Here is a 19,328-nt window from a genome sequence, read left to right on the forward strand (position 1 = left end):
GTGTGGACACATGAGGCCCGGGCGGATGACGCGCCCGGGCCCCACGTGGGACTCAGTTGAGGCGCTCGATGACCATGGCCATGCCCTGGCCACCGCCGACGCACATCGTCTCCAGACCGATGGTCTTGTCGGTCGACCGCAGGTTGTTGATCAGGGTGCCGGTGATGCGGGCACCGCTCATGCCGAACGGGTGGCCCAGCGCGATCGCGCCGCCGTTGATGTTCAGCTTGTCCTCGTCGAGCTTCAGCGCGTCGGCGGAGCCGAGCACCTGGACCGCGAAGGCCTCGTTGATCTCGGCAAGGTCGATGTCGCCGATGCTCATGCCGGCGTGGGCGAGCGCCTGCTTGGTCGCCTCGATCGGGCCGAGGCCCATGATCTCCGGCGATAGGCCGGTGACGCCGGTCGAGATGATCCGGGCGAGTGGGGTCAGACCGAGCTCGCGGGCGCGGACGTCGGACATGATCACGAGTGCGGCTGCGCCGTCGTTGAGCGGGCAGGCGTTGCCGGCGGTGACCGAGCCGCCCTCACGGAAGACCGGCTTGAGGCCGGCCAGCGCGTCGTACGTCGTGCCGGGGCGCGGGCAGTCGTCGTTGGAGACGACGGTGCCGTCGGCCAGCGTGATCTCGGTGATCTCGGAGGCGAAGTGGCCACGTTCGATGGCCGCCGCTGCCCGCTGCTGGGACCGCAGGGCCCACTCGTCCTGGCGCTCACGGGAGATGCCGGTGACCGAGGCGACGTTCTCTGCGGTCTCGCCCATGTCGAGGTAGACATCGGGAACGAGCCCGTCCTCGCGCGGGTCGTGCCACGGGGAGTTGCTCGCCTTGCGGGCCGCGGTGCGCGCCATCGCGTCGATGAAGAGCGGGTTCTCGGTGCCCGGGAAGTGGTCCGAGCTGCCGCGAGCGAAGCTCGAGACGGACTCGACGCCGGCCGACAGGAAGGCGGTGCCCTCGCCGGACTTGATCGCGTGGAAGGCCATGCGGGTGGTCTGGAGCGAGGAGGAGCAGTAGCGGGTGATCGTGGTGCCGGGGACGGTGTCGAGTCCGAGCTGCACGGCGACACGTCGGGCCATGTTCCAGCCCTGCTCGCCGCCGGGGAGACCGCAGCCGACCATCAGGTCGCCGATCTCCTCAGGCGACAGCTCGGGGACGTCGGCGAGGACGGAGGCGAGGACCTGCGTGAGCAGGTCATCGGCGCGAATGTCCTTCAGGGAGCCCTTGAAGGCGCGTCCGATGGGGGAGCGGGTGTGGGCGACGATGACTGCTTCAGGCATGGGAGTTCACTCTCTGTGGTGATGGTCGACGGACCAGGTGGTGCGGGGAATGGGTGGATGAGGTCCTGGGGCACGGAGTGCGCGCCGTGCCCCAGGTCCTCGGTCTTGGGGACGCTGGTCAGGAAGCGATGGGCTCGAGGGGGAGCAGGGTCTCCTCGTCGTACGGGATCGGCCGGTTCTCCTTGGCCCAGAGCCGCTCCAGGTCGGACTCGGCCGGCGGGCCGGCCAGGCCCTGGACGCGCCACAGGTCGACCGGCGTCTCGTCGAAGTGGATCTCCCAGTTGTAGCCGCGGTCGCGGATGTAGGGAGCGAGGGTCGCCTCGAAGACCGACATCGCCAGCTTGCGGAACTCCGGGTCGTCCATCTGGCGGGCGATGTGGTCCACCACGAGCCGGACGAAGTTGGTCTGCGGCACGCCGCCGACGTACATCTCGTTCTCTGCCATCTCGTGGAAGCGGATCACGACGTAGAACTCCGGAAGGTTCACGAAGTCGACGTACACCTTCGTGAGGTCCTTGGACAGGTTCGCCTTGTCCTCGGGCGTGAAGGCGCCCTCGGGGGTGAAGATTTCCCAGTACGGCATTGCATTCCTCCTGATGAGTGATTTCAGCCCGCCACGCGGTCTGTTCGGGGTGACCCTCGGTGGGTCGGGTGGGGTCGGTGGGGTGGAGTCACGCCCTGGCCAGGGCCGCGATTCGATAGGCCTCGATGGCGTCGTAGTTGGTGACCGATCCCGGGGAGACGACCTGCTCCGGCGGGGCGCCGGCCAGGATCTTCTTGATGGGTGTTTCGAGCTTCTTGCCGGTGAGGGTGCGGGGCACAGCCGGGACTGCGGCGACGAGGTCGGGCACGTGGCGCGGCGAGAGCTCCTTGCGGATGACGCCCTTGAGCGCCTTCACGGTGTCCTCGTTCATCTCGTGGCCGTCGGCGAGCTGGACGAAGAGCATCAGCTCGCCCGGACCGCCGGCGGCGTCCTCGAGGTGGACGACGAGGCTGTCCTGGATCTCGGGAAGGGCCTCGACGAGGTTGTAGAACTCCGCGGTCCCGATGCGGACGCCACCGCGGTTGAGGGTGGCGTCGGAGCGACCCTGGATCACGACGCTCTGGCGGTCGGAGACCGTGACCCAGTCGCCGTGGCGCCAGATGCCTGGATAGATGTCGAAGTACGCCGCGAGGTAGCGCTCCATGCCGTTGTCGTTCCAGAACGCCACGGGCATCGACGGCATCGGGGCACGTACGACGAGCTCCCCGACCTGGTTGACGACGGAAAGACCGTCGTCGTTGAAGGCCGCCACGTCGGAACCGAGAGCCGGTGCGGACAGCTCGCCCCGGTAGACCGGGACCCAGGCATTGCCCGACACGAAGTTCGAGCAGATGTCCGTGCCACCGCTCATCGAGTTCAGGTACACCTCGCCGGGCAGGACGTCGTAGATCCAGTCGTAGGCCTCGGGAGGAAGCACAGCGCCGGTCACGCCGAGGGTGCGGAGCGCACTCAGGTCGAACCTGTCGGCGGGTCGCACCGACTCGGTCCGACAGGCCATGAGGTAGCCCGGGCTGGTGCCGAAGTTGGTCACTCCGGTCTCGGCCGCGATCCGCCACGGCTCCTCGAGCTCGGGGAAGAACGGGTTGCCGTCCGTCACCACGATGCTGGCCCCGACCATGAGCGCGCTCACCATGCAGTTCCACACGGTCCAGCCGGTGGTGCTCATCAGCATCACGCGGTCACCGGACCGGGTGTCGAGGTGCAGCGCATGGAGCTTGAGGTGCTCCAGCGTGATGCCGCCGTGGCTGTGGACGACCGCCTTGGGCAGGCCCGTCGTCCCGGAGGAGAAGAGGGTCCACAGCGGGTGGTCGAACGAGACCGGCTCGAACTCGAGCGGTTCGTCGGCACCCTGCTCCGCGAGTAGCGACGTCCAGTCATGGGCGTTGCTGACCTCGTGGACCCCGTAGGTGAGACCCACGACGTTCTCCACCGTCGGCAGCGCGTCGCGGATGGTCTGCAGCTCGGCGGCCCGGTCCACCTCCTTGGCGCCGTAGTTGTAGCCGGAGACGGCCAGGAGGAGCCTCGGCTCGAGCTGCGCCAGCCGGTCGACGACGCTCTTCACGCCGAACTCGGGCGGACAGCAGGCCCAGGTCGCCCCGAGGGAGACGGTGGCGAGCATCGCCACCACCGCCTCCGGGATGTTCGGCAGGTAGCCGACGACGCGGTCACCCTTGCGGACGCCCAGGGAGCGGAAAGCCGCCCGGGCGCGGCGCACCTCCTCTGCCAGTTCGCCGAAGGTGAGCTCGACGGGCCCGCGGGCCTGCGAGCGACCCACGATGGCCACGCGGTCGGGATCCTCGATCGTGCCGAGGATCGTCTCCGCATAGTTCAACCGTGCGGTCGGGAACCAGCTGGCGCCCGGCATCGTCCGGTCGGGGAGGACACAGTTGCCCTGGGAGCCGGGAACCTCGAAGTGGTCCCAGATGGAGGTCCAGAAGCCTTCGAGGTCCTCGACGGACCAGGCCCACAGCTCGCTGTACGTCGCGAAGTGCTGGCCGCGGTCCGCGAGCCACGCGACGTACTTGCCGAGCCCGGTCGCGGCCAGCTCGTCGCCCTCGAAGGCGGGCCTCATGACCGCGCCAAGATCCCCGGCGAGGCCGGTGGGATCGGGGCGGTCGGTAGCGGTACTCATCATCGAGCTCGATCAGGCGCCGAGGTGCTTGACGAAGTGGTCGCGCGCCGCGGAAGCGCACTCCTCGAAGCCCGGGCCGCCGTAGGCGTCGAAGTGGCCACCGGAGACGACCTTCAGCTCCTTGGGCTGGCGGGCCTCCTCGAAGGCGTCGAGCGCGAACTGGAAGGGAGCGACTGTGTCGTTGTCGGCGACGAGCATCAGAAGGGGAGTCGGCGAGATCCGGCTGATGTAGCTGCCCGGCTCGTATTCCGAGGCCCACTCCAGGCTGCGGGCGGTGACTTCGTTCTTCCAGTTGGGTGCGCGGTTGGCGGCGCCCTTGGTGAACCACTCGTAGGCGTCGGGGGCCGGCATCATCGCCTGACCGGCAGGGTCGTCCGTCACTGCCGCAAGAATCGCGGGCTCGCCACCGGTGAACCGGTTCAGCCGGTCGCCGTTGAACTGGTCGCGGACGTGAGCTGCGTGACCGAGGGGGACCTGTGCCGCAAAGGACTTGGAGCCCGAGATGAACGGCACCTGGGACACGACGGCCTTGACCCGCTTGTCGATCGCCGCGACGAGGAGGGCGTGGCCGCCGGCGAAGCTGGTGCCCCACACGCCGATCCGCGCGGCGTCGACCTCGGGCCGCGTGCTGGCGTAGCTGATCGCGTTGCGGATGTCGCGGTGCTGGAGGATCGGGTCGGTCTCCTGGCGGGGGAGGCCGTCGCTCTCGCCGTAGTTGCGGTGGTCGTAGACGACCACGTTGAGGCCAGCGGCCGCGAAGTACTCCGCGTAGTCGTCGAGGTAGAGCTCCTTGACCGCCGTCATCCCGTGCGTCATCACGACGGTGGGAGCGGGGCCCGTGGCGTTCTCCGCCGGGTAGAACCAACCACGCAGGGTGACCCCGGCTTCGCCGGTGAATTCGATGTTCTCGCGAGTCATGTCAGTGCCGCCTTCTCTTGTGTCTCGGACACTTCGAAGGTAGAAAAATGTGACCCCCGCCTCATAGGACGGTTGCGCCCGCGGGTGGAATCGGAGCGCCATCCCATCGGCGGGGGCCGCTGCGAGCTGGGTCAGGCGATGCCGTGAGCTGCCCGGTAGTCACCCGGAGACATCGCGAACTCCCGGCGGAACTCACGCCCGAGGTGGCTCGCGTCGCAGAAACCCCATCGGTGCGCGATGGCGGCGACGGACGCTGCTGTGTGCACCAGGTCGTTGCGCGCCGCTGCGAGTCGGTGGGCGCGGACGACCGATCCCATGGTGTCGCCCGTCGCCGCGAAGGCGCGGTGGACGGTGCGCGCCGCGACGTTGTACGCCGCGGCCAGGTCACCGACCCGGATCACGCCCTCGGTCACGTGATCGGCGATCCACCGCTCCATCTGCTTGCGCAGGAAGGGCAGGAAGTCGGTCTCGTTGACGTCGGGCGCGTGCCCCGAGCGGATCATCCCGGCGATCAGGGTCAGCAGTGCGCCCCGTGCGCCCTCGACCTCGGTCGGCGTCAGCCGGTCGAGCTGGGCATCGACCCCGGACATGAAGTCCTGGGTCAGCTGTGCCAGCCGGTTCTCCCTCGTGTCCAGCAACAGGAAGTCCGGGATGCCCACCCCGGTGTCGTAGGGAGCCAGGGCCGTGAGCGGCACTCGGAGGGTGCGCTTGGTCGCAGCCTCCGGGATGACGAAGTTTCCCGTGGCGCGGGTGCTCATCACCAGGAGCACGCCGGGTCGCAGGACCACGGTCTTCTCGGGCGTCTGGATGATCTGGCGACCCGTCGTCACGGTGAACAGCACGAGTGCGTCGGCGTCGTTCCTGGCTGCGGAGGTGCTCCGCACGCCCTCGGCCTCGGGGCACTGCCAGTCCGTGATCAGCAGGTCGCCCAGGTCCCGCGCCTCCAGTGAGCCGACCCCCGGGATCGCTCCGGTGGATCTCAGGTCCATGGGTGCGAGGCGGTCGTGGACGGCGTCGCGCCAGCGCGCGTCGAGCTCGTCGAACGAGGTTCCCTGCTTCGCGACGGAAGGGGGTGCGGATCGGACTTGGGTCATGGTCACGGTGTTGCTCCTGCGGTCGGACTCGACTTCATCGTTCTCTTGAAGTGTGCTTCGATGTGACGTCCGTTACTTGCCTTCAGACGACAAGGATTTGGCCTTGCGCGACAGTGACCTGCCGATTCGGGCGGGCATCCTGCGCGGTCTTCCGGCGCTGGTCACCGAGCTCGGCGGCGAGGGCGACGCGCTCCTCGCGGCGTACGGATTCGATGCCGAGCAGATCGCCCAGCACGACGCTTTCGTCAGCCTGCGAAGGGTCGAGCAGCTCCTGGAGGACGGCGCGAGCCGTCTCGGTGTGCCTGACCTCGGCCTCCGCATGGCCGCCCAGCAGGACCTGCACATCCTGGGTCCGCTGGCGATCGCGATGGAGAACGCGGCGACCGTCGGGGACGCTCTTCTTTCGGCGGACCGGTTCCTGTTCGTGCTCAGTCCGGCGCTGTCGCACGAGGTGATCGCGGACCCGCTGGGGAACCAGTCGCTCGTCGCACTTCGCTACGCGAGTACGACGGGCACGGTGTCGCCGCAGTCGATCGACTACGGCCTGGGTCTGGTCCACCGGGTGGTGTCGGTGGTCAGCGGTGGTGGGTCCTACGGGCTGCGGTCAGTGCAGCTGCCACACGGGAGGATCGCGCCCGAGGCGGTCTATCGGGAGTACTTCGGTGCCGACGTGTCGTTCGACAGCCCTGAAGCGATCCTGCGGATTCCGAGGCAGCTTCTGGGCGTCCCGGTCGTCGGTGGCAACGAGGTGCTGCGGGACATCGCTGTCGATTTCCTGGAGTCCCACTTCGGCCAGGACGAGGTCCCGATGACTGACCTCGTCCTCGCAATTCTCGAGGGCCAGCCCGGGCCGGACCGGCCCGACCTCGCCAAGGTTGCTCGCTTGCTGAGCCTGCACCCGCGATCGCTCCAGCGGCTCCTGGTCGCTGAGGGGGCCGGGTTCAAGGAACTCGTCGACCGGGTTCGCCGCGAGCAGGCACGCAAGCTGATCAGGACGACCAAGATGTCGTTCTCGCAGATCGCGGTCCAGGTCGGGTTGCGCGAGCAGTCGAGCCTGACCCGGGCTGTGCAGCGATGGTTCGGCACGTCGCCTTCTGCGCTACGCCGCGACGCGGACGACGCCTCCCGCTGACCCGTCGATCGGCTCGGTGCGAGCCGCTTCCAGCAGGGCGGGCGCAGCCGTCCCACGGGGAGGCGCAGCCGTTCTAGTGAGGCGGTCTGGCGATTCATAGCCTGCAGAGACAGCCCCACAACGAAAGGCGTTTGCTCATGTCTCTGCCGGAATCCACGGAACAGTTCACGTTGGAGGATGCCGACGGCGTCCTGGTCGTGACCTTCTCGTCCGCCCCCCTGAACTACCTCAACGTCAACAGCCTCGACCAGCTCGGCAAGCTGGTCCCGGTGATGTCTGACCCGAAGTACCGCGCGATCGTCTTCCAGTCGAAGCCCGAGGAGGTCGGCAACTTCACCCACTTCGCCGTCGAGGAGCTCTACGAGCTCGTCGTCAAGGCCCCCGAGACCTCCCGCTACGCAGCTGAGGTCGTGCGTCAGTTCAAGGCGCTGCTGGACCAGATCGCGGCGCTGCCGAAGGTGACCATCGCGGCACTCAACGGCGACACGATGGGCGGCGGCCAGGAGCTGGCGCTCGCGTGCGACATCCGCATCGGCGAGCGTGGCGACTACCGCTACGGCCAGCCCGAGGTCCGCCTCGGCATCATCCCGGGCGCGGGCGGAAGCCAGCGCCTCTCGCGCCTCATCGGCCTGGGCAAGGCCGTCAACATGATCCTGCGCGGCCGTGTGGTGACGCCGGAGGAGGCCCAGGAGATGGGCATCACCTCCGAGCTCGTCGACGACGCCCCGGCGCGCGCCCTCGAGATCGCGCGCGAGATCGCGCAGATCCCGCCCGTCGGCATCGCCAAGGCCAAGGCCTCGATCTACAAGGGCTTCGACACCAACATCCAGGCCGGCTTCGAGATGGAGAGCCTGTTCTGGATGGAGGCCATGCAGTCCGACGACGCCAAGGCGGCGATGATCAACTTCCTCGAGCTGTCCTACGAGAAGCGCCGTGACTTCATCGAGAACGGCCCGTTCCCGGCGAGCATCGGCATGTGACAGCCCTCAGCTCAAAGACCACGGGCCCCACGCAGAAAAGCGTGGGGCCCGTGGTCTTTCGTCTTTCAGCGTCTCTCAGCGCGCTGCTCCGCGGCCGGTGTGGGTGAACAACACCACGCCCTCAGGCGAGATCGCGCGCGTGGCGAGACCACGTGCGACGAGCAGCTCCAGGTGCGCCTTGGTCTCCATCGCCGCGATGCCCTGGTTGAACTGGTCGAGCTCGTCGAACGAGCGCTCGTGCCGGGTCCAGCCGAGCTGGTGGGCGGCCTCGAACGCGGTGAGGGGACGGGCGAGGAGGGTCGCGAGGCTCTTGGTCAGGCGCACCTCGTGGTGCGCGAGCAACTCGTCGATGCGGGCGTGGGTCGACGGCGCCACCGGCCCGTGGGCGGGCAGCAGCCTCAGGTCGGGGAGTGCCCGAACCTTGGTCAGCGAGGCCATGAAGTCGCCCAGCGGGTCGGGTGCCGGCGGCTGGGTGAAGCCGATCGACGGAGTGATGGTCGGGAGGACGTGGTCGCCCGCGAACAGCAGCGCGGCTGATTTCTCCGCGAAGACGTAATGGCCCGCCGTGTGGCCCGGCGTGTGGACCGCGTCGAGGGTCCGGGCACCGACGGCGATCGCGTGGTCGCCCTCCAGCCAGGTGTCCGGATACCGCCACTCGGTCTGGGCGGGCACGGCGCCGTGGAGGTTGTTCCACTGTCGGGCCAGGTCCTCGGCACCCGCGCTGACCAGGCTCGCGAAGAACGGGGTCTCCTCCCGTGGACGCCCCTGGTCGTTGAGCAGGTCGAGGGTGGCCTTCTCGTCGGCGCCGAGGGCGACGTCCGCGCCGTACTCCTCGCCGATCTCGGCCGCCAGGCTGTAGTGGTCGCGGTGCACGTGCGTGACCAGGAACCGGTCGATGTCGCCGAAGCCGGCGCCGATCAGGCCGAGGCTTCGCTCGAGCACTTCGCGCGCGTCCTTGATGGCCCAGCCGCCATCCACGAGGGTGAGGCCGGACGGGGTCTCGATCGCGTAGACGTTGACGGCTTTCAGGACGTCCGACGGCAAGGGCAGCGGGATCCGGTGGATGCCCGGCGCCACCGGCCACGCGCCCTCATCCGCCCAGTGCCGGCCGGAGTCCGGCGAGACGGCGTACGCGGTGGGCGTGGTGCTGAACGGAGTCGCAGCTGGTACGTCGCGCTGCTCCGGCTCGCTGACATCGACCAGGACCTTGCCGATCGCCCCGGCCTCCACGGCGTCGTGGGCGACCGCGGTCTGCTCGAGAGGGAAGTGGTGCAGGGGGAGACCGGCCTGCTCGCCGACGCGCAGTGCGCCGCATGCCACGGCGGCGTTCACGTCCTCGGCGGCAGCCCGGAGCAGCTCCGGATCGAGTGGGTAGAGCAGCACGAACTGGTAGCGCACGTTGAGCCACATGGCCGGCAGGAGGGGAGCCGCGAGGGTGCCGCCGCCGTTGTCGGCGTAGATGGCCACTGTCCCGTGGTTGCGCAGGACGGCGAGGTCGAGCGCGTTGTTCTGGGCGGGCGCTACCTCCACCACGAGGTCAACGCCACCGGGTGCGATGGTGCGGATCTCGGCTGCCGCGTCGGTGGTGCGGTAGTTGACGACGTGATGTGCACCGGCTGTGGTGGCCAGGGCTGCCTTCTCATCGCCGGAGACGGTGGTGATGACTGTGGCGCCCGCCCAGCGGGCCAGCTGGATCGCGGCGTTGCCGACCGCTCCGGCGCCTCCCGCGACGAGCACGACGTGGTCGGTGAGAGCCCCGGGCGCAAGACGAGTCGGGCCGTCCTGGGCACAGGTCAACGCGCGGTGAGCGGTGATCGCGGGCACGCCGAGTGACGCGCCGAGGTCGAAGTCAGCTCCAGCCGGCAGCGCGAAGACGCGCTCGACCGGCTGCACCGTGTGGTCGGCGGCGGTGCCGTGGGCGCGGCCGTGCTGGGCGAGGACGAGCCAGACCCGGTCGCCGACCGAGAACTCATCGACCCCCTCGCCGACGGCGTCGACGAGGCCGGCGCCGTCCTGACCGGGCACGATCTCGTCGTACGGCTGGGGAAAGCGCGAGCGGAACTTCCAGTCCGTGGGGTTGATCCCCGACCGCAGGACGCGCACCCGCACCTCACCCGGCCCGGGCTCGGGATCGGGCCGGTCAACAACACTGAGGACCGACGACGGTCCGTTCTCGGAGTAGATCACTGCACGCATGGGGTCATTCCTTGTTGGCGGTTGGACGGTCGCGGTCCCGGATGTTGAAGCTGATGCCGACCCACAGCGCGGTCCGGTTGAGCCGCTCGTGGTGCGTCTCGATCAGGCTGTCGAAGATCTCCTCGGCAGGCGAGCCCGAGTCGAGCGCAGCGTCGAGGTCGTCGAGGAACTTGCGGGTCTCGGTGACGTGCCGGGGATCGTCACTGGCGGTCGGAGCCTTGTGGCCCGCGACGACGTGCTGCGGCCCGAGTGCTGCGATGTCGGCGAGCGCTGTGCGCCATTCCTCGCGCGAGGCGCGATCGGTCTCGACGGTGTAGGGAAAGACGCCGTTGTAGACGATGTCGCCGGCCACCACGAGATCCAGGTCGGGGACGTGGACGTACGTCGTGTCCGAGCGGTCGGTGTGGCCCGCGCGGTGCACGACCAGCTCGTGTCCCTCGAGCTCGATCACGTTGCCCTCCAGCGGGGAGGCCACGACGATCTCGTCGGGGATCTGCTCGCCGAAGAGTGGCCGCCACAGAGCGTCGTACACCGCCGGGGAGGTCTGCTCCTCCATGTGCGCAATGACCTCGGGCAGCGCGACGACCTGGACGCCGGGGTGTTGCGCGACGAGCGGTCCGAGGCCGAAGAAGTGGTCGCCGTGCCCATGGGTGATGTAGATCGTCTGCAGCCTGAGGCCGCGCCGTGCGATCCAGTCGACGAGGGCCTGCGCGTGCTCGCGGGTGGTGAGGCCATCGATGAGGACCGCGCTGTGATCACCGCAGATCAACGTCGCTGACGTGGGCGACCACATGCTCGGCGACCCGTCGGGCGCAGGGCGACCGGGGATCGGCTGGCCATCCACGACCAGCACCTCGTATGTCAGTCGTCGTGTGGTCATTGCACCACCGTAGGAATCCGTGCGCGGCGGCCAGTAGGACGACCGTGCCCGGCATTGGTACGGCACCGCCACGGTCGGTCGGTCCTCTTGCGTGCGGTTCCTGCGCCGATCGACGCTGCGAGAAGTGGACCTGCGCATGCAGTGACGAAAGGAGCCCGTGGTGGCCGATCACGGTCGTGTGAACGTCTTTGCGAGCCCCTGGGATGTCGAGCTGGTGGCCGAGTCCCTGCTCGGGATCCGCAGGTTCAACGACTTCCAGGCTGCTCTCGGGATCTCCCGGCACGTGTTGACGCTTCGGTTGCGCCACCTCGTCGCCGACGGAGTCATGACCCGGGAGCGCTACCAGAGCGGGCCGGATCGGTTCGAGTACGCGCTCACCGACAAGGGACGCGACCTCGTCCCCGTCCTGATGGCGATGCGGCAGTGGTCAGCGCGCTGGCAGTCGTCCTCGGTGGAGGGCAGGAGAGGAGCCGGTGGTGGCATCCAGGGATCGTGACTGCTTCGGCAAGACCGTTGAAGTGAGCTCGGGCGTCTACGCCTACATCCAGGGCGACGGGAGCTGGTGGATCAACAACACCGGCTTTCTGGTTGGCTCACGCGGAGTCGTGAGCATCGATGCCTGCTCGACGGAAGCCCGCACCCGGGCGTATCTGGACGCGATCGATGACCTCAGCGATCAGCCCGTCCGCACCTTGATCAACACCCACCACCACGGTGACCACACCTTCGGGAACTACCTGTTTCCCGAAGCCACCATCGTGGGCCAGGAGCGGTCGCGCGCTGCCATCCAGGCCTGGGGCACGCCGAGGTCCGCGCCGTTCTGGACCGAGGTCGAGTGGGGCGACATCGAGCTCGCGCCACCTTTCCTGACCTTTGACGAGTCCGTGACGGTCTACGTCGATGACCTCGCGTGCAAGGTGATGCACATGGGCGTGCCGGCGCACACGAACAACGATGCGGTGGCCTGGCTGCCCGAGCGCAAGGTCCTCTTCGCGGGAGATCTCCTCTTTCGCGATGTCACGCCGTTCATCTTCCAGGGCTCGCTGGGCGGCATGCTGCAGACCCTGTCCGCCGTCGAGGAGCTCGGTGCCGAGACGATCGTTCCCGGTCATGGTCCGGTCAGTGGGCCGGAGATCTTCGGAGAGGTGACCAGCTACCTCCGGTTCGTGCAGCAGGTTGCCGCCGACGGCATCGCGGCTGGCCTCACCCCGCTCGAGGCCGCCCGTGAAACCGACCTCGGCGAGTTCGCGGATCTCCTCGACTACGAGCGGATCGTCGGGAACCTCCACCGCGCGTACTCGGAGGCGCGGGGCGAGCAGTGGGGGACTCCGCTCGACGCCGTGGCGGCACTCGAGGACATGGTCATCTTCAACGGCGGCAAGCCGCTGAGCTGCCACGCCTGATGACCGCGTGTGATGGCCGCGGCTGGCGGCACAAGGACCGGCAACGATGACCGTCGAGGGAGCTCCGGGGTCGGCCTCGGTCATCGACCTGCCCTCTCCGCGCCGGAGTGCTGGCCTTCGCAGGGTGCCTTCGCAGCGCCTTGGCGTCCGAGACACGGACCAGGCCGCCGTCGTGGTGCCGCTGCTTTCCGAGAGGGCCGTGCGTGCCTCCCGGGAAGGCCGGTGTCGCCCGGGCGCCGGGTGCTCAGGCGGCGGGTGGCTCGTCACGGCGCCGCATCAAAAGCCCGCGTCCGTCTCCCGTGGCAGGGCTCCCTGGGGCACGTTTCACTTCAAGGAGAACGGGGGCCTGCTCACCGCCTGCGGCGAGTATGCGGTCGCCTGGCATGTGTTCTGGGGCCTTGAGGTCAATCCCCTGGAGCGTCAGGCCTGTCGTGTGTGCGCCCGGATGGTGCTGGGCCAGTTCGGCGACTTCGTCGACCGATTCGAAGGCTGGACCTGAACGCGCCCAACTCCTGCTGGGCGAACGCAGCTCTCTTCCTCCCGCTGTTCGCCGTGCCCTGCGGATTGGCGCTCCATGGGCGCTCGTCAGCGAGTGACCACGATCTTGCCCTTGGCCTTGCCCTGCTCGACGTAGGCCATCGCCTCGATCGTCTCCGCGAAACCGAAGGTGCGGTCGAGGACCGGGCGGAGGATGCCGGTGTCGTAGAGCGCAGCGAGCGTCGTCAGCTGCGCGCCGCTCGCCTTCATGAAGAGGAACGAGTAGCGCACGCCGTGCTTCCTCGCGCGGGAGCGGATCTTGCGACTCATGATCGCCATGACCGGCTTGAGGACCGGCTGGCCGAGCTGCACTGCGAAGTGGGGATCGGGTGGACCGACGACGCTGATTGCCAGGCCACCGGGCTTGAGCACGGTCAGCGACTTCTCGAGGCTGGCGAGACCGAGCGAGTCCACCACGACGTCGTACCCCGACAGGACATCGGCGAGGTCGGCCTGCGTGTAGTCGACGACCTCGTCGGCGCCGAGGTCGCGGACCTTCTCGATGTCCCTGGTGCTGGCCGTCGTCGCGACGTACGCACCGAGGTGCTTCGCGACCTGGATCACGGTGGAGCCGAGGCCGCCGGCGCCGGCGTGGACCAGGACCTTCTGGCCGGCCCTGATGGCAGCGACGTCGACCAGGGCCTGCCAGGCGGCGAGGGCGACGAGCGGGACGGCGGCGGCCTCCTCGAACGAGAGTGACGTCGGCTTCAGGGCGACGTCAGCGGCGTCGATGGCGATCTGCTCGGCGAAGGTCCCGATCCGCAGGTCGCGCGGACGGGACCAGACCTCGTCGCCGACCTTGAAGTCGTGGACCTCGCCACCCACGCGGGTCACGACTCCGGCGACGTCGTGGCCGAGAACGAACGGCCGCTTGTACTTGATCAGCTGCTTGAACTCGCCGTTGCGGACCATCTTGTCGAGCGGGTTGATGCTCGCCGCCCGCACCTCGACGAGCACGTCGTGGGGGCCGACCTCCGGCGCCGGGACCTCGGCCGCCTCCAGTCCATCGGGGCCGTAGTGGGTGACGACGAAGGCCTTCATTCGGTGTCCTGATCTGTGGGGCGTGCGGAGGTGAGTGGAGCCGTGGCGAGGGTCATCGCATTGGAGTACGCCGCGGCGAGGATGCGGTCGGACAGCTCGGGGTCGGTCACGGCGCGGGCGGCCTGGAGTGAGCCGACCAGCAGCGAGAAGAGCCCGATCGCACGCTCCTCGGTGCGCTGCGCGTCGCCCCCGTCGAGGTGGCGGACGATCGCCTGGATCATCGCGGCAGCCCCGTCGGTGTAGGCCTCCCGGACAGCCACGTCGCAACGGCCGATCTCGTCCAGCAGCGCTGCGGACGGGCAGCCGCCGGCAAGATCAGCGCGATGGTCGGGGGAGAGGTACCAACGCAGGAACCCCTCGACCGACTCGAGCCCCGGGGGCAGGGAGTTGACCACCGCGACCTGGTCCTCGAGCTGCTGCGCGACGACGGAGGCGATGAGGTCGTCCTTCGAGGAGAAGTGGCCGTAGAAGGCGCCGTTGGTCAGGCCGGCGTCCGCGACCAGGGTCGCGATGCCGGAGCCGTCGATGCCATCGCTCTTGAACCGACGGCCGGCGGTCTCGATCATCCGGCGGCGGGTGGCTTCCTTGTGCTCCGGGCTGTAGCGGGCCATGACGTGGATCTCCTTCCGGGGGCTTGTCAGAACTTTAGCAGTACGACCATACTATTACGAACGTACTGCAATCACGAACTGGAGCATCCCATGGCCTCGCTCAACGATCCGCTCGAACTCCCGTCCGGTCTGCGACTGCGCAACCGCATCGCGAAGGCCGCCCTCAGCGAGGCCCTCGGGGATGGCGACAACTCGCCCGACGAGCGGATCGTGACGCTCTACCGCCGGTGGGCGCAGGGTGGTTACGGCCTCCTGATCACCGGCAACGTGATGGTCGACCGGGCGCACCTCGGCGAGCCGGGCAACATCGTGATCGAGGACGACCGGGCCCTGCCGCAGCTCACGGCCTGGTCCAAGGCGGCCCACGACGGGGGAGCGGCGATCTTCGCCCAGCTGAACCACCCCGGCCGCCAGTCCAACCTCCTCAACATCGGCCACCAGCCGGTCGCGCCGAGCGCCGTACCTCTGGCCCTTCCGGGCGCCGCCACCCCGCGCGCCCTCACCTCCGCCGAGATCGAGGAGATCATCGAGCGGTTCGCTGCCGCGGCGGAGGTCTGCGAGGACGCCGGGTTCGACGGCGTACAGATCCACGCCGCTCACGGCTACCTGGTCACGCAGTTCCTCTCGCCGCTGACCAACCTGCGCGACGACGAGTGGGGCGGTGACCCGACCCGGCGGATGCGCTTCCTGCTTGAGGTCGTACGCCGCGTGCGTGCCCGGGTCAGCCCCGGCTTCGCCGTCGCGGTCAAGCTCAACTCAGCCGACTTCCAGCGCGGCGGCTTCACCGAGGACGACTCCCGCGCCGTCGTCGCAGCACTCGCCCAGGAGGACGTCGACCTGATCGAGGTCAGCGGCGGCAACTACGAGTCGCCGGCGATGTCCGGCTCGGAGTCGCCCTCGACCCGGGCCCGCGAGGCCTACTTCCTCGACTACGCCCGGTCCGTACGCCGTGAGGCCGGCACCGTCCCGCTGGCCGTCACCGGCGGGTTCCGGACCCGGGCTGGCATGGAGGAGGCGCTCGCCGCAGGCGACTGCGAGGTCGTCGGGATCGGTCGCCCGACCGTCACCACGACCGACGCTGCCGACGCGATCCTCGGCGGTCACACGGAGACCCTGATCACGCACGAGATCCAGACCGGCATGCGCCGGGTGATCGGCCGGTTCGCCGACCTCAAGGCCCTCGACGGGATCCTCAACCTGACCTGGAACGAGGACCAGATGCACCGCCTCGCCCGCGGCCTCGAGCCGGACCTCAACCGCGGTCCGCTGGTCTCGGCGCTGTCGATGCTGCGTCGCAACGGGCGGATCTCCTTCAAGCCGCGCCGTGGTGTCGCATGACCCGCCAGGCCTACGACCTCGCCGGCAAGGTCGTTCTCATCACCGGCGGCAACGGTGGCATCGGAAACGCCACCGCGCGCGAGCTGTTGAGCCGCGGAGCCCGGGTGGTGATCGCGGACCTGGCCCCGGAGACGCCGCAGCGTGCCGCCGAGCTCAACGCGCAGATGGCGCTGGGCTGCGTCGCCGATGTCCGTGACCGGGCATCGCTCGATGCGGCCGTCGCGCAGACCCTCGAGCGCTTCGGGCGCCTGGACATCGTGATCGCCAACGCCGGCCTGCTGGCCAAGGCGGCGACCCTGCGCAACACCCCGATCGCCGACCTTGAGGCGACCCTCGCGGTCAACGTCACCGGTGTCGCCAACACGGTGGCCGCCGGTCTGGAGGCCGTGATCGCGAGCCAGGGCCAGATCGTGCTGATCAGCTCGGTCTTCGCGTTCGTCAACGGCATGGGGACGATCCCGTACGCCATGAGCAAGGCGGCCGTGGAGCAGCTGGGGCGCGGGTTGCGCGTCGAGCTCGCGGACCACGGCGTGTCTGTCCTCACGGCGTTCTTCTCGCTGGTGCAGACCGACATGATCGCCCGTGGCGTCGACGAGGACCCGATGGTCATGGAGCTGCTCAGGACGCTCCCCAAGCCCATGCTCAAGCGGATCACTCCAGCCGTTGCCGCGACAGCCATCGCCGACGGGCTCGAAGTCCGATCCAGCCGCGTCATCCGTCCGGCGCTGTGGCGTCCGGTCTCCGCGCTGCGCGGGCTGCTCGGCCCTGCCCTCGACGCCCGGTTCGCCAGCGACCGCCGCATCCTCGACGTCCTCGCGCGGCTCGACGCCCGCGGTGTCGCCGCACCCCGACCTGGAGCGGAAATGCCCGCACCTCGACGGAGCTCGACTCGACAGGCCACCACCCGAAAGAAGGCACGCGCATGACCACCTGGAAGTCCACCCCCAACAAGACGATCGACGTCAACGGCACCTCGTTCGCCTACCGCGAGCTCGGCAAGCGTGGCGGCGTACCGGTGGTGTTCCTGCACCACTTCACCGCCGTCCTCGACGACTGGGACCCGCGCGTCCTCGACGGCGTCGCGTCGCAGCACCACGTGATCGCCTTCGACAACCGCGGTGTCGGCGCGACCGGCGGCAAGGTGCCCACCGACATCGAGCACATGGGTGCCGACGCGATCGCCTTCATCCGTGCGCTCGGGCACGAGCAGGTCGACCTGATCGGCTTCTCGCTCGGCGGCGCCGTCGCCCAGATGGTCGCCCTCCAGGCTCCCGACCTCGTACGCCGCATGGTCGTCGCCGGCAGCGGCCCCCGCGGCGGCGGCGGGATCTGGAAGATGCCCTTCATCGTCGGTGGTGCCTACGCGAAGGCGTTCCTGCTGCGGAAGGACCCGCGCCACTTCCTCTTCTTTCCGCGCACGACGGTCGGCAAGAAGGCGGCCAACGCCTACTTCGAGCGGCTCGGGGAGCGGACGGTCGGTCGCGACAAGCCGATCTCCTCGCAGGCGCGTCTCGCCCAGCTGAAGGCCATCACCACGGCCGGGATGCACGCGAAGGACGACCTGTCGCAGATCACGATCCCGGTCTTCGTCGCCAATGGGGACAAGGACCTGATGGTCGCCAGTGAGCACTCGAAGGACATGGCTGCGCGGCTGCCCGACAGCCGGCTGCGGATCTACCCGGATTCCGGCCATGGCGGCGTCTTCCAGTACCACCAGGAGTTCGTGCCGGAGGTCCTCGACTTCCTGGGCGCCGGGTCCGCAGCGGCAGCGTCCTGAGCGGGCCTTGATGAGCACCCCTGACTTCCTGACCATCGATGCTTTCCTTCGCCCGCCGGGTGGGCGGATCAGGTGGCGACGCAGTCTCCGGCGGGCGATCGACGACGGGATCGACGGCCTTCGGGGCTCGACCGTGAACCACGCCAACAACGGCACGCACAGCCTGGCTCCGCGGGTGCTGCCGGGCGGGGTCGCCCTCGTTGCGGCGTGGGAGTCGGCGGACGCGGCCGAGGCGGCCTTCGCCGGCCCACTGCGGTGGGCGGTCGATGGCCCGGGGCGCTTCAGCCTCGACGCCGAGATCGTGCGCGTGAAGATCGGGACGGACTCCGAGCGCGACCACTGGCACGGCTGGAAGCCGAGCGCTGCTGGGGCCGAGCCGCTCATCGACGGCGAGCCCATGATCGCCATCGTGCACGGCATCCTCCGGCGCGGCCGACTCATGGAGTTCCTGCGCAACAACGTGCATGCGGCCAGCCGGGCTGCCCACCACCCCGGGCATCGCGGCAGCATCGACATCTCCTCCCAGCTGCCCTACGAGCACACCTCGATCAGCCTGTGGCGGACCTACGCCCTCGCCCAGGACTTCGCCTACAAGAAGGGCGGCCACGCGAGCGCGATGACCCATGCACTGAAGCAGAGCACCCATCGCGCCAGCGTCTTCCTGCAGGCCAGGCCGCTGGCTTGCTCGGGCACGCTCGGCATCGACAAGCCGCCGTACCCGAAGCTGCCCGAGGCCAACCGGGCCGGGATGTAGCTCGTGCCGAAGGCACCCGGGCGGGTCAGGGTCCCGGGTGCCAGGCACGCCGGAGCGCGGTCTCGTGCGAGGCGAGGGCCGAGGCACGGTCGGCCCCGAGGCCGACGCAGAACGTGACCCCCATCGGGACCAGCACCTGACGGACCGGGTCGGCGAACTCGGCGAAGTGGTTGGACAGCTCGAGGGTGATGTAGCCGTGGACGTAGCTCCACATTGCGCCGGCCGCGGCGGCCGGGTGGTCGATCGTGAGCTCGCCAACTGTGCGGAGTCTCTCGGCTGCCTCGATCACATGGGCGTATGCCGCGTTGAACGCGGGGGAGTGACCGGCTCGGCGTTCGCCCTTGGCGGGTGTGGGTCGATAGGTCGCACGAGTCGAGAGGCCGAACATCGCGTCGTACAGGTGCGGGTTAGCCCGTGCGTAGGCCAGCGTGGTGAGTGCCATCGTGAACAGGTCGGCCACGGGATCCTCGCTCGCGCCGACCGCTGCGAAAGCCTCGCCGAGCTGGTTGAAGCCGTGGTCCTCCACCGCGCTGAGCAGCTCGGGGATGCCTCCGAAGTAGTTGTAGACGACCATGCTCGACATGCCGGCTCGCGCAGCCACCGTCCTGGCCTTGATCGCCGAGGGGCCCTCCTCGGCGAGCATGGCGACCGCGGCCTCGATGAGTCGCTCGGCTATCCCGTTGGAGGGGCTGTCGGTCACCGTGGAATCTCTCGCCATGCCG

At 69.0% G+C, this 19,328-nt stretch carries 19 protein-coding genes; 9 read left to right on the forward strand and 10 right to left on the reverse strand.

The window, feature by feature from the left end; genetic code table 11:
- Positions 1-52: 52 nt before the first annotated feature.
- The 5 genes from D4739_RS11495 to D4739_RS11515 form a co-directional block, all read right to left on the reverse strand.
- On the reverse strand, positions 53-1,270 hold the full coding sequence (locus D4739_RS11495; protein WP_120060750.1) for an acetyl-CoA C-acetyltransferase: 1,218 nt from the start codon (positions 1,268-1,270) through the stop codon (positions 53-55).
- 118 nt (positions 1,271-1,388) lie between these two features.
- Positions 1,389-1,853 (reverse strand): tautomerase family protein, encoded by a 465-nt coding sequence (locus D4739_RS11500; protein ID WP_120060751.1) that lies wholly within the window; start codon positions 1,851-1,853, stop codon positions 1,389-1,391.
- Between the two features lie 88 nt (positions 1,854-1,941).
- Entirely contained in the window at positions 1,942-3,885 is a 1,944-nt protein-coding gene (locus D4739_RS11505) for an acetoacetate--CoA ligase (protein WP_120060752.1), read from the reverse strand.
- A 72-nt stretch (positions 3,886-3,957) separates the two neighbouring features.
- Entirely contained in the window at positions 3,958-4,863 is a 906-nt protein-coding gene (locus D4739_RS11510) for an alpha/beta hydrolase (RefSeq protein ID WP_120060753.1), read from the reverse strand.
- Positions 4,864-4,994: 131 nt separating this feature from the next.
- Positions 4,995-5,957 carry an AraC family transcriptional regulator gene (locus tag D4739_RS11515; protein ID WP_120061872.1) on the reverse strand — a complete coding sequence of 321 codons (963 nt, stop codon included), beginning with the start codon at positions 5,955-5,957 and terminating at the stop codon, positions 4,995-4,997.
- 103 nt (positions 5,958-6,060) lie between these two features.
- Here D4739_RS11515 and D4739_RS11520 point away from each other — a divergent pair, with 103 nt between their 5' ends.
- Together D4739_RS11520 and D4739_RS11525 are read left to right on the forward strand one after the other, a co-directional pair.
- Complete coding sequence (locus D4739_RS11520) at positions 6,061-7,089, forward strand: AraC family transcriptional regulator (protein WP_120060754.1); 1,029 nt, start codon at positions 6,061-6,063, stop codon at positions 7,087-7,089.
- A 137-nt stretch (positions 7,090-7,226) separates the two neighbouring features.
- Entirely contained in the window at positions 7,227-8,069 is an 843-nt protein-coding gene (locus D4739_RS11525; protein ID WP_120060755.1) for an enoyl-CoA hydratase/isomerase family protein, read from the forward strand.
- 75 nt (positions 8,070-8,144) lie between these two features.
- On the opposite strand, the gene D4739_RS17215 is transcribed toward D4739_RS11525, so the two are convergent.
- Both D4739_RS17215 and D4739_RS11535 read right to left on the reverse strand, forming a co-directional pair.
- Positions 8,145-10,265, reverse strand: a complete 2,121-nt coding sequence (locus tag D4739_RS17215) for an MBL fold metallo-hydrolase (RefSeq protein ID WP_238473623.1) — start codon at positions 10,263-10,265, stop codon at positions 8,145-8,147.
- A gap of 4 nt (positions 10,266-10,269) precedes the next feature.
- Positions 10,270-11,145 carry an MBL fold metallo-hydrolase gene (locus tag D4739_RS11535; protein ID WP_182920393.1) on the reverse strand — a complete coding sequence of 292 codons (876 nt, stop codon included), beginning with the start codon at positions 11,143-11,145 and terminating at the stop codon, positions 10,270-10,272.
- 160 nt (positions 11,146-11,305) lie between these two features.
- On the opposite strand from D4739_RS11535, the gene D4739_RS11540 reads away from it, so the two are divergent.
- From D4739_RS11540 to D4739_RS11550, 3 genes are all read left to right on the forward strand, one after another.
- On the forward strand, positions 11,306-11,641 hold the full coding sequence (locus tag D4739_RS11540) for a winged helix-turn-helix transcriptional regulator (RefSeq protein ID WP_182920394.1): 336 nt from the start codon (positions 11,306-11,308) through the stop codon (positions 11,639-11,641).
- Positions 11,622-12,548, forward strand: coding sequence for an MBL fold metallo-hydrolase (locus D4739_RS11545; RefSeq protein WP_182920395.1), 927 nt, complete (start codon positions 11,622-11,624; stop codon positions 12,546-12,548). The genes D4739_RS11540 and D4739_RS11545 overlap by 20 nt, the downstream gene beginning before the upstream one ends.
- A gap of 124 nt (positions 12,549-12,672) precedes the next feature.
- Positions 12,673-13,047 carry a hypothetical protein gene (locus tag D4739_RS11550; RefSeq protein ID WP_147384899.1) on the forward strand — a complete coding sequence of 125 codons (375 nt, stop codon included), beginning with the start codon at positions 12,673-12,675 and terminating at the stop codon, positions 13,045-13,047.
- An 86-nt stretch (positions 13,048-13,133) separates the two neighbouring features.
- On the opposite strand, the gene D4739_RS11555 is transcribed toward D4739_RS11550, so the two are convergent.
- Both D4739_RS11555 and D4739_RS11560 read right to left on the reverse strand, forming a co-directional pair.
- Positions 13,134-14,126: an NADP-dependent oxidoreductase gene (locus D4739_RS11555; protein ID WP_120060760.1), complete on the reverse strand. Its 993-nt coding sequence runs from the start codon at positions 14,124-14,126 to the stop codon at positions 13,134-13,136.
- Positions 14,123-14,737 (reverse strand): TetR/AcrR family transcriptional regulator, encoded by a 615-nt coding sequence (locus tag D4739_RS11560; protein ID WP_120060761.1) that lies wholly within the window; start codon positions 14,735-14,737, stop codon positions 14,123-14,125. The genes D4739_RS11555 and D4739_RS11560 overlap by 4 nt, the downstream gene beginning before the upstream one ends.
- 90 nt (positions 14,738-14,827) lie before the next feature.
- Here D4739_RS11560 and D4739_RS11565 point away from each other — a divergent pair, with 90 nt between their 5' ends.
- The 4 genes from D4739_RS11565 to D4739_RS11580 are packed head-to-tail and all read left to right on the forward strand — an operon-like array spanning position 14,828 to position 18,606.
- Positions 14,828-16,075 carry an NADH:flavin oxidoreductase/NADH oxidase family protein gene (locus tag D4739_RS11565; RefSeq protein ID WP_120060762.1) on the forward strand — a complete coding sequence of 416 codons (1,248 nt, stop codon included), beginning with the start codon at positions 14,828-14,830 and terminating at the stop codon, positions 16,073-16,075.
- Positions 16,072-17,001: an SDR family NAD(P)-dependent oxidoreductase gene (locus tag D4739_RS11570; RefSeq protein WP_120060763.1), complete on the forward strand. Its 930-nt coding sequence runs from the start codon at positions 16,072-16,074 to the stop codon at positions 16,999-17,001. The genes D4739_RS11565 and D4739_RS11570 overlap by 4 nt, the downstream gene beginning before the upstream one ends.
- A complete protein-coding gene (locus D4739_RS11575) occupies positions 16,998-17,852 on the forward strand; it encodes an alpha/beta fold hydrolase (protein WP_120060764.1) in 855 nt (284 codons plus the stop codon). The genes D4739_RS11570 and D4739_RS11575 overlap by 4 nt, the downstream gene beginning before the upstream one ends.
- A gap of 10 nt (positions 17,853-17,862) precedes the next feature.
- Positions 17,863-18,606, forward strand: a complete 744-nt coding sequence (locus D4739_RS11580) for a hypothetical protein (protein WP_220699280.1) — start codon at positions 17,863-17,865, stop codon at positions 18,604-18,606.
- A 25-nt stretch (positions 18,607-18,631) separates the two neighbouring features.
- Here D4739_RS11580 and D4739_RS11585 read toward each other — a convergent pair whose 3' ends face one another.
- Positions 18,632-19,324: a TetR/AcrR family transcriptional regulator gene (locus D4739_RS11585; protein ID WP_120061875.1), complete on the reverse strand. Its 693-nt coding sequence runs from the start codon at positions 19,322-19,324 to the stop codon at positions 18,632-18,634.
- Positions 19,325-19,328 lie beyond the last annotated feature (4 nt).

The organism is Nocardioides cavernaquae, from assembly GCF_003600895.1.
In the GTDB taxonomy this organism is placed as follows: Bacteria; Actinomycetota; Actinomycetes; order Propionibacteriales; family Nocardioidaceae; genus Nocardioides; species Nocardioides cavernaquae.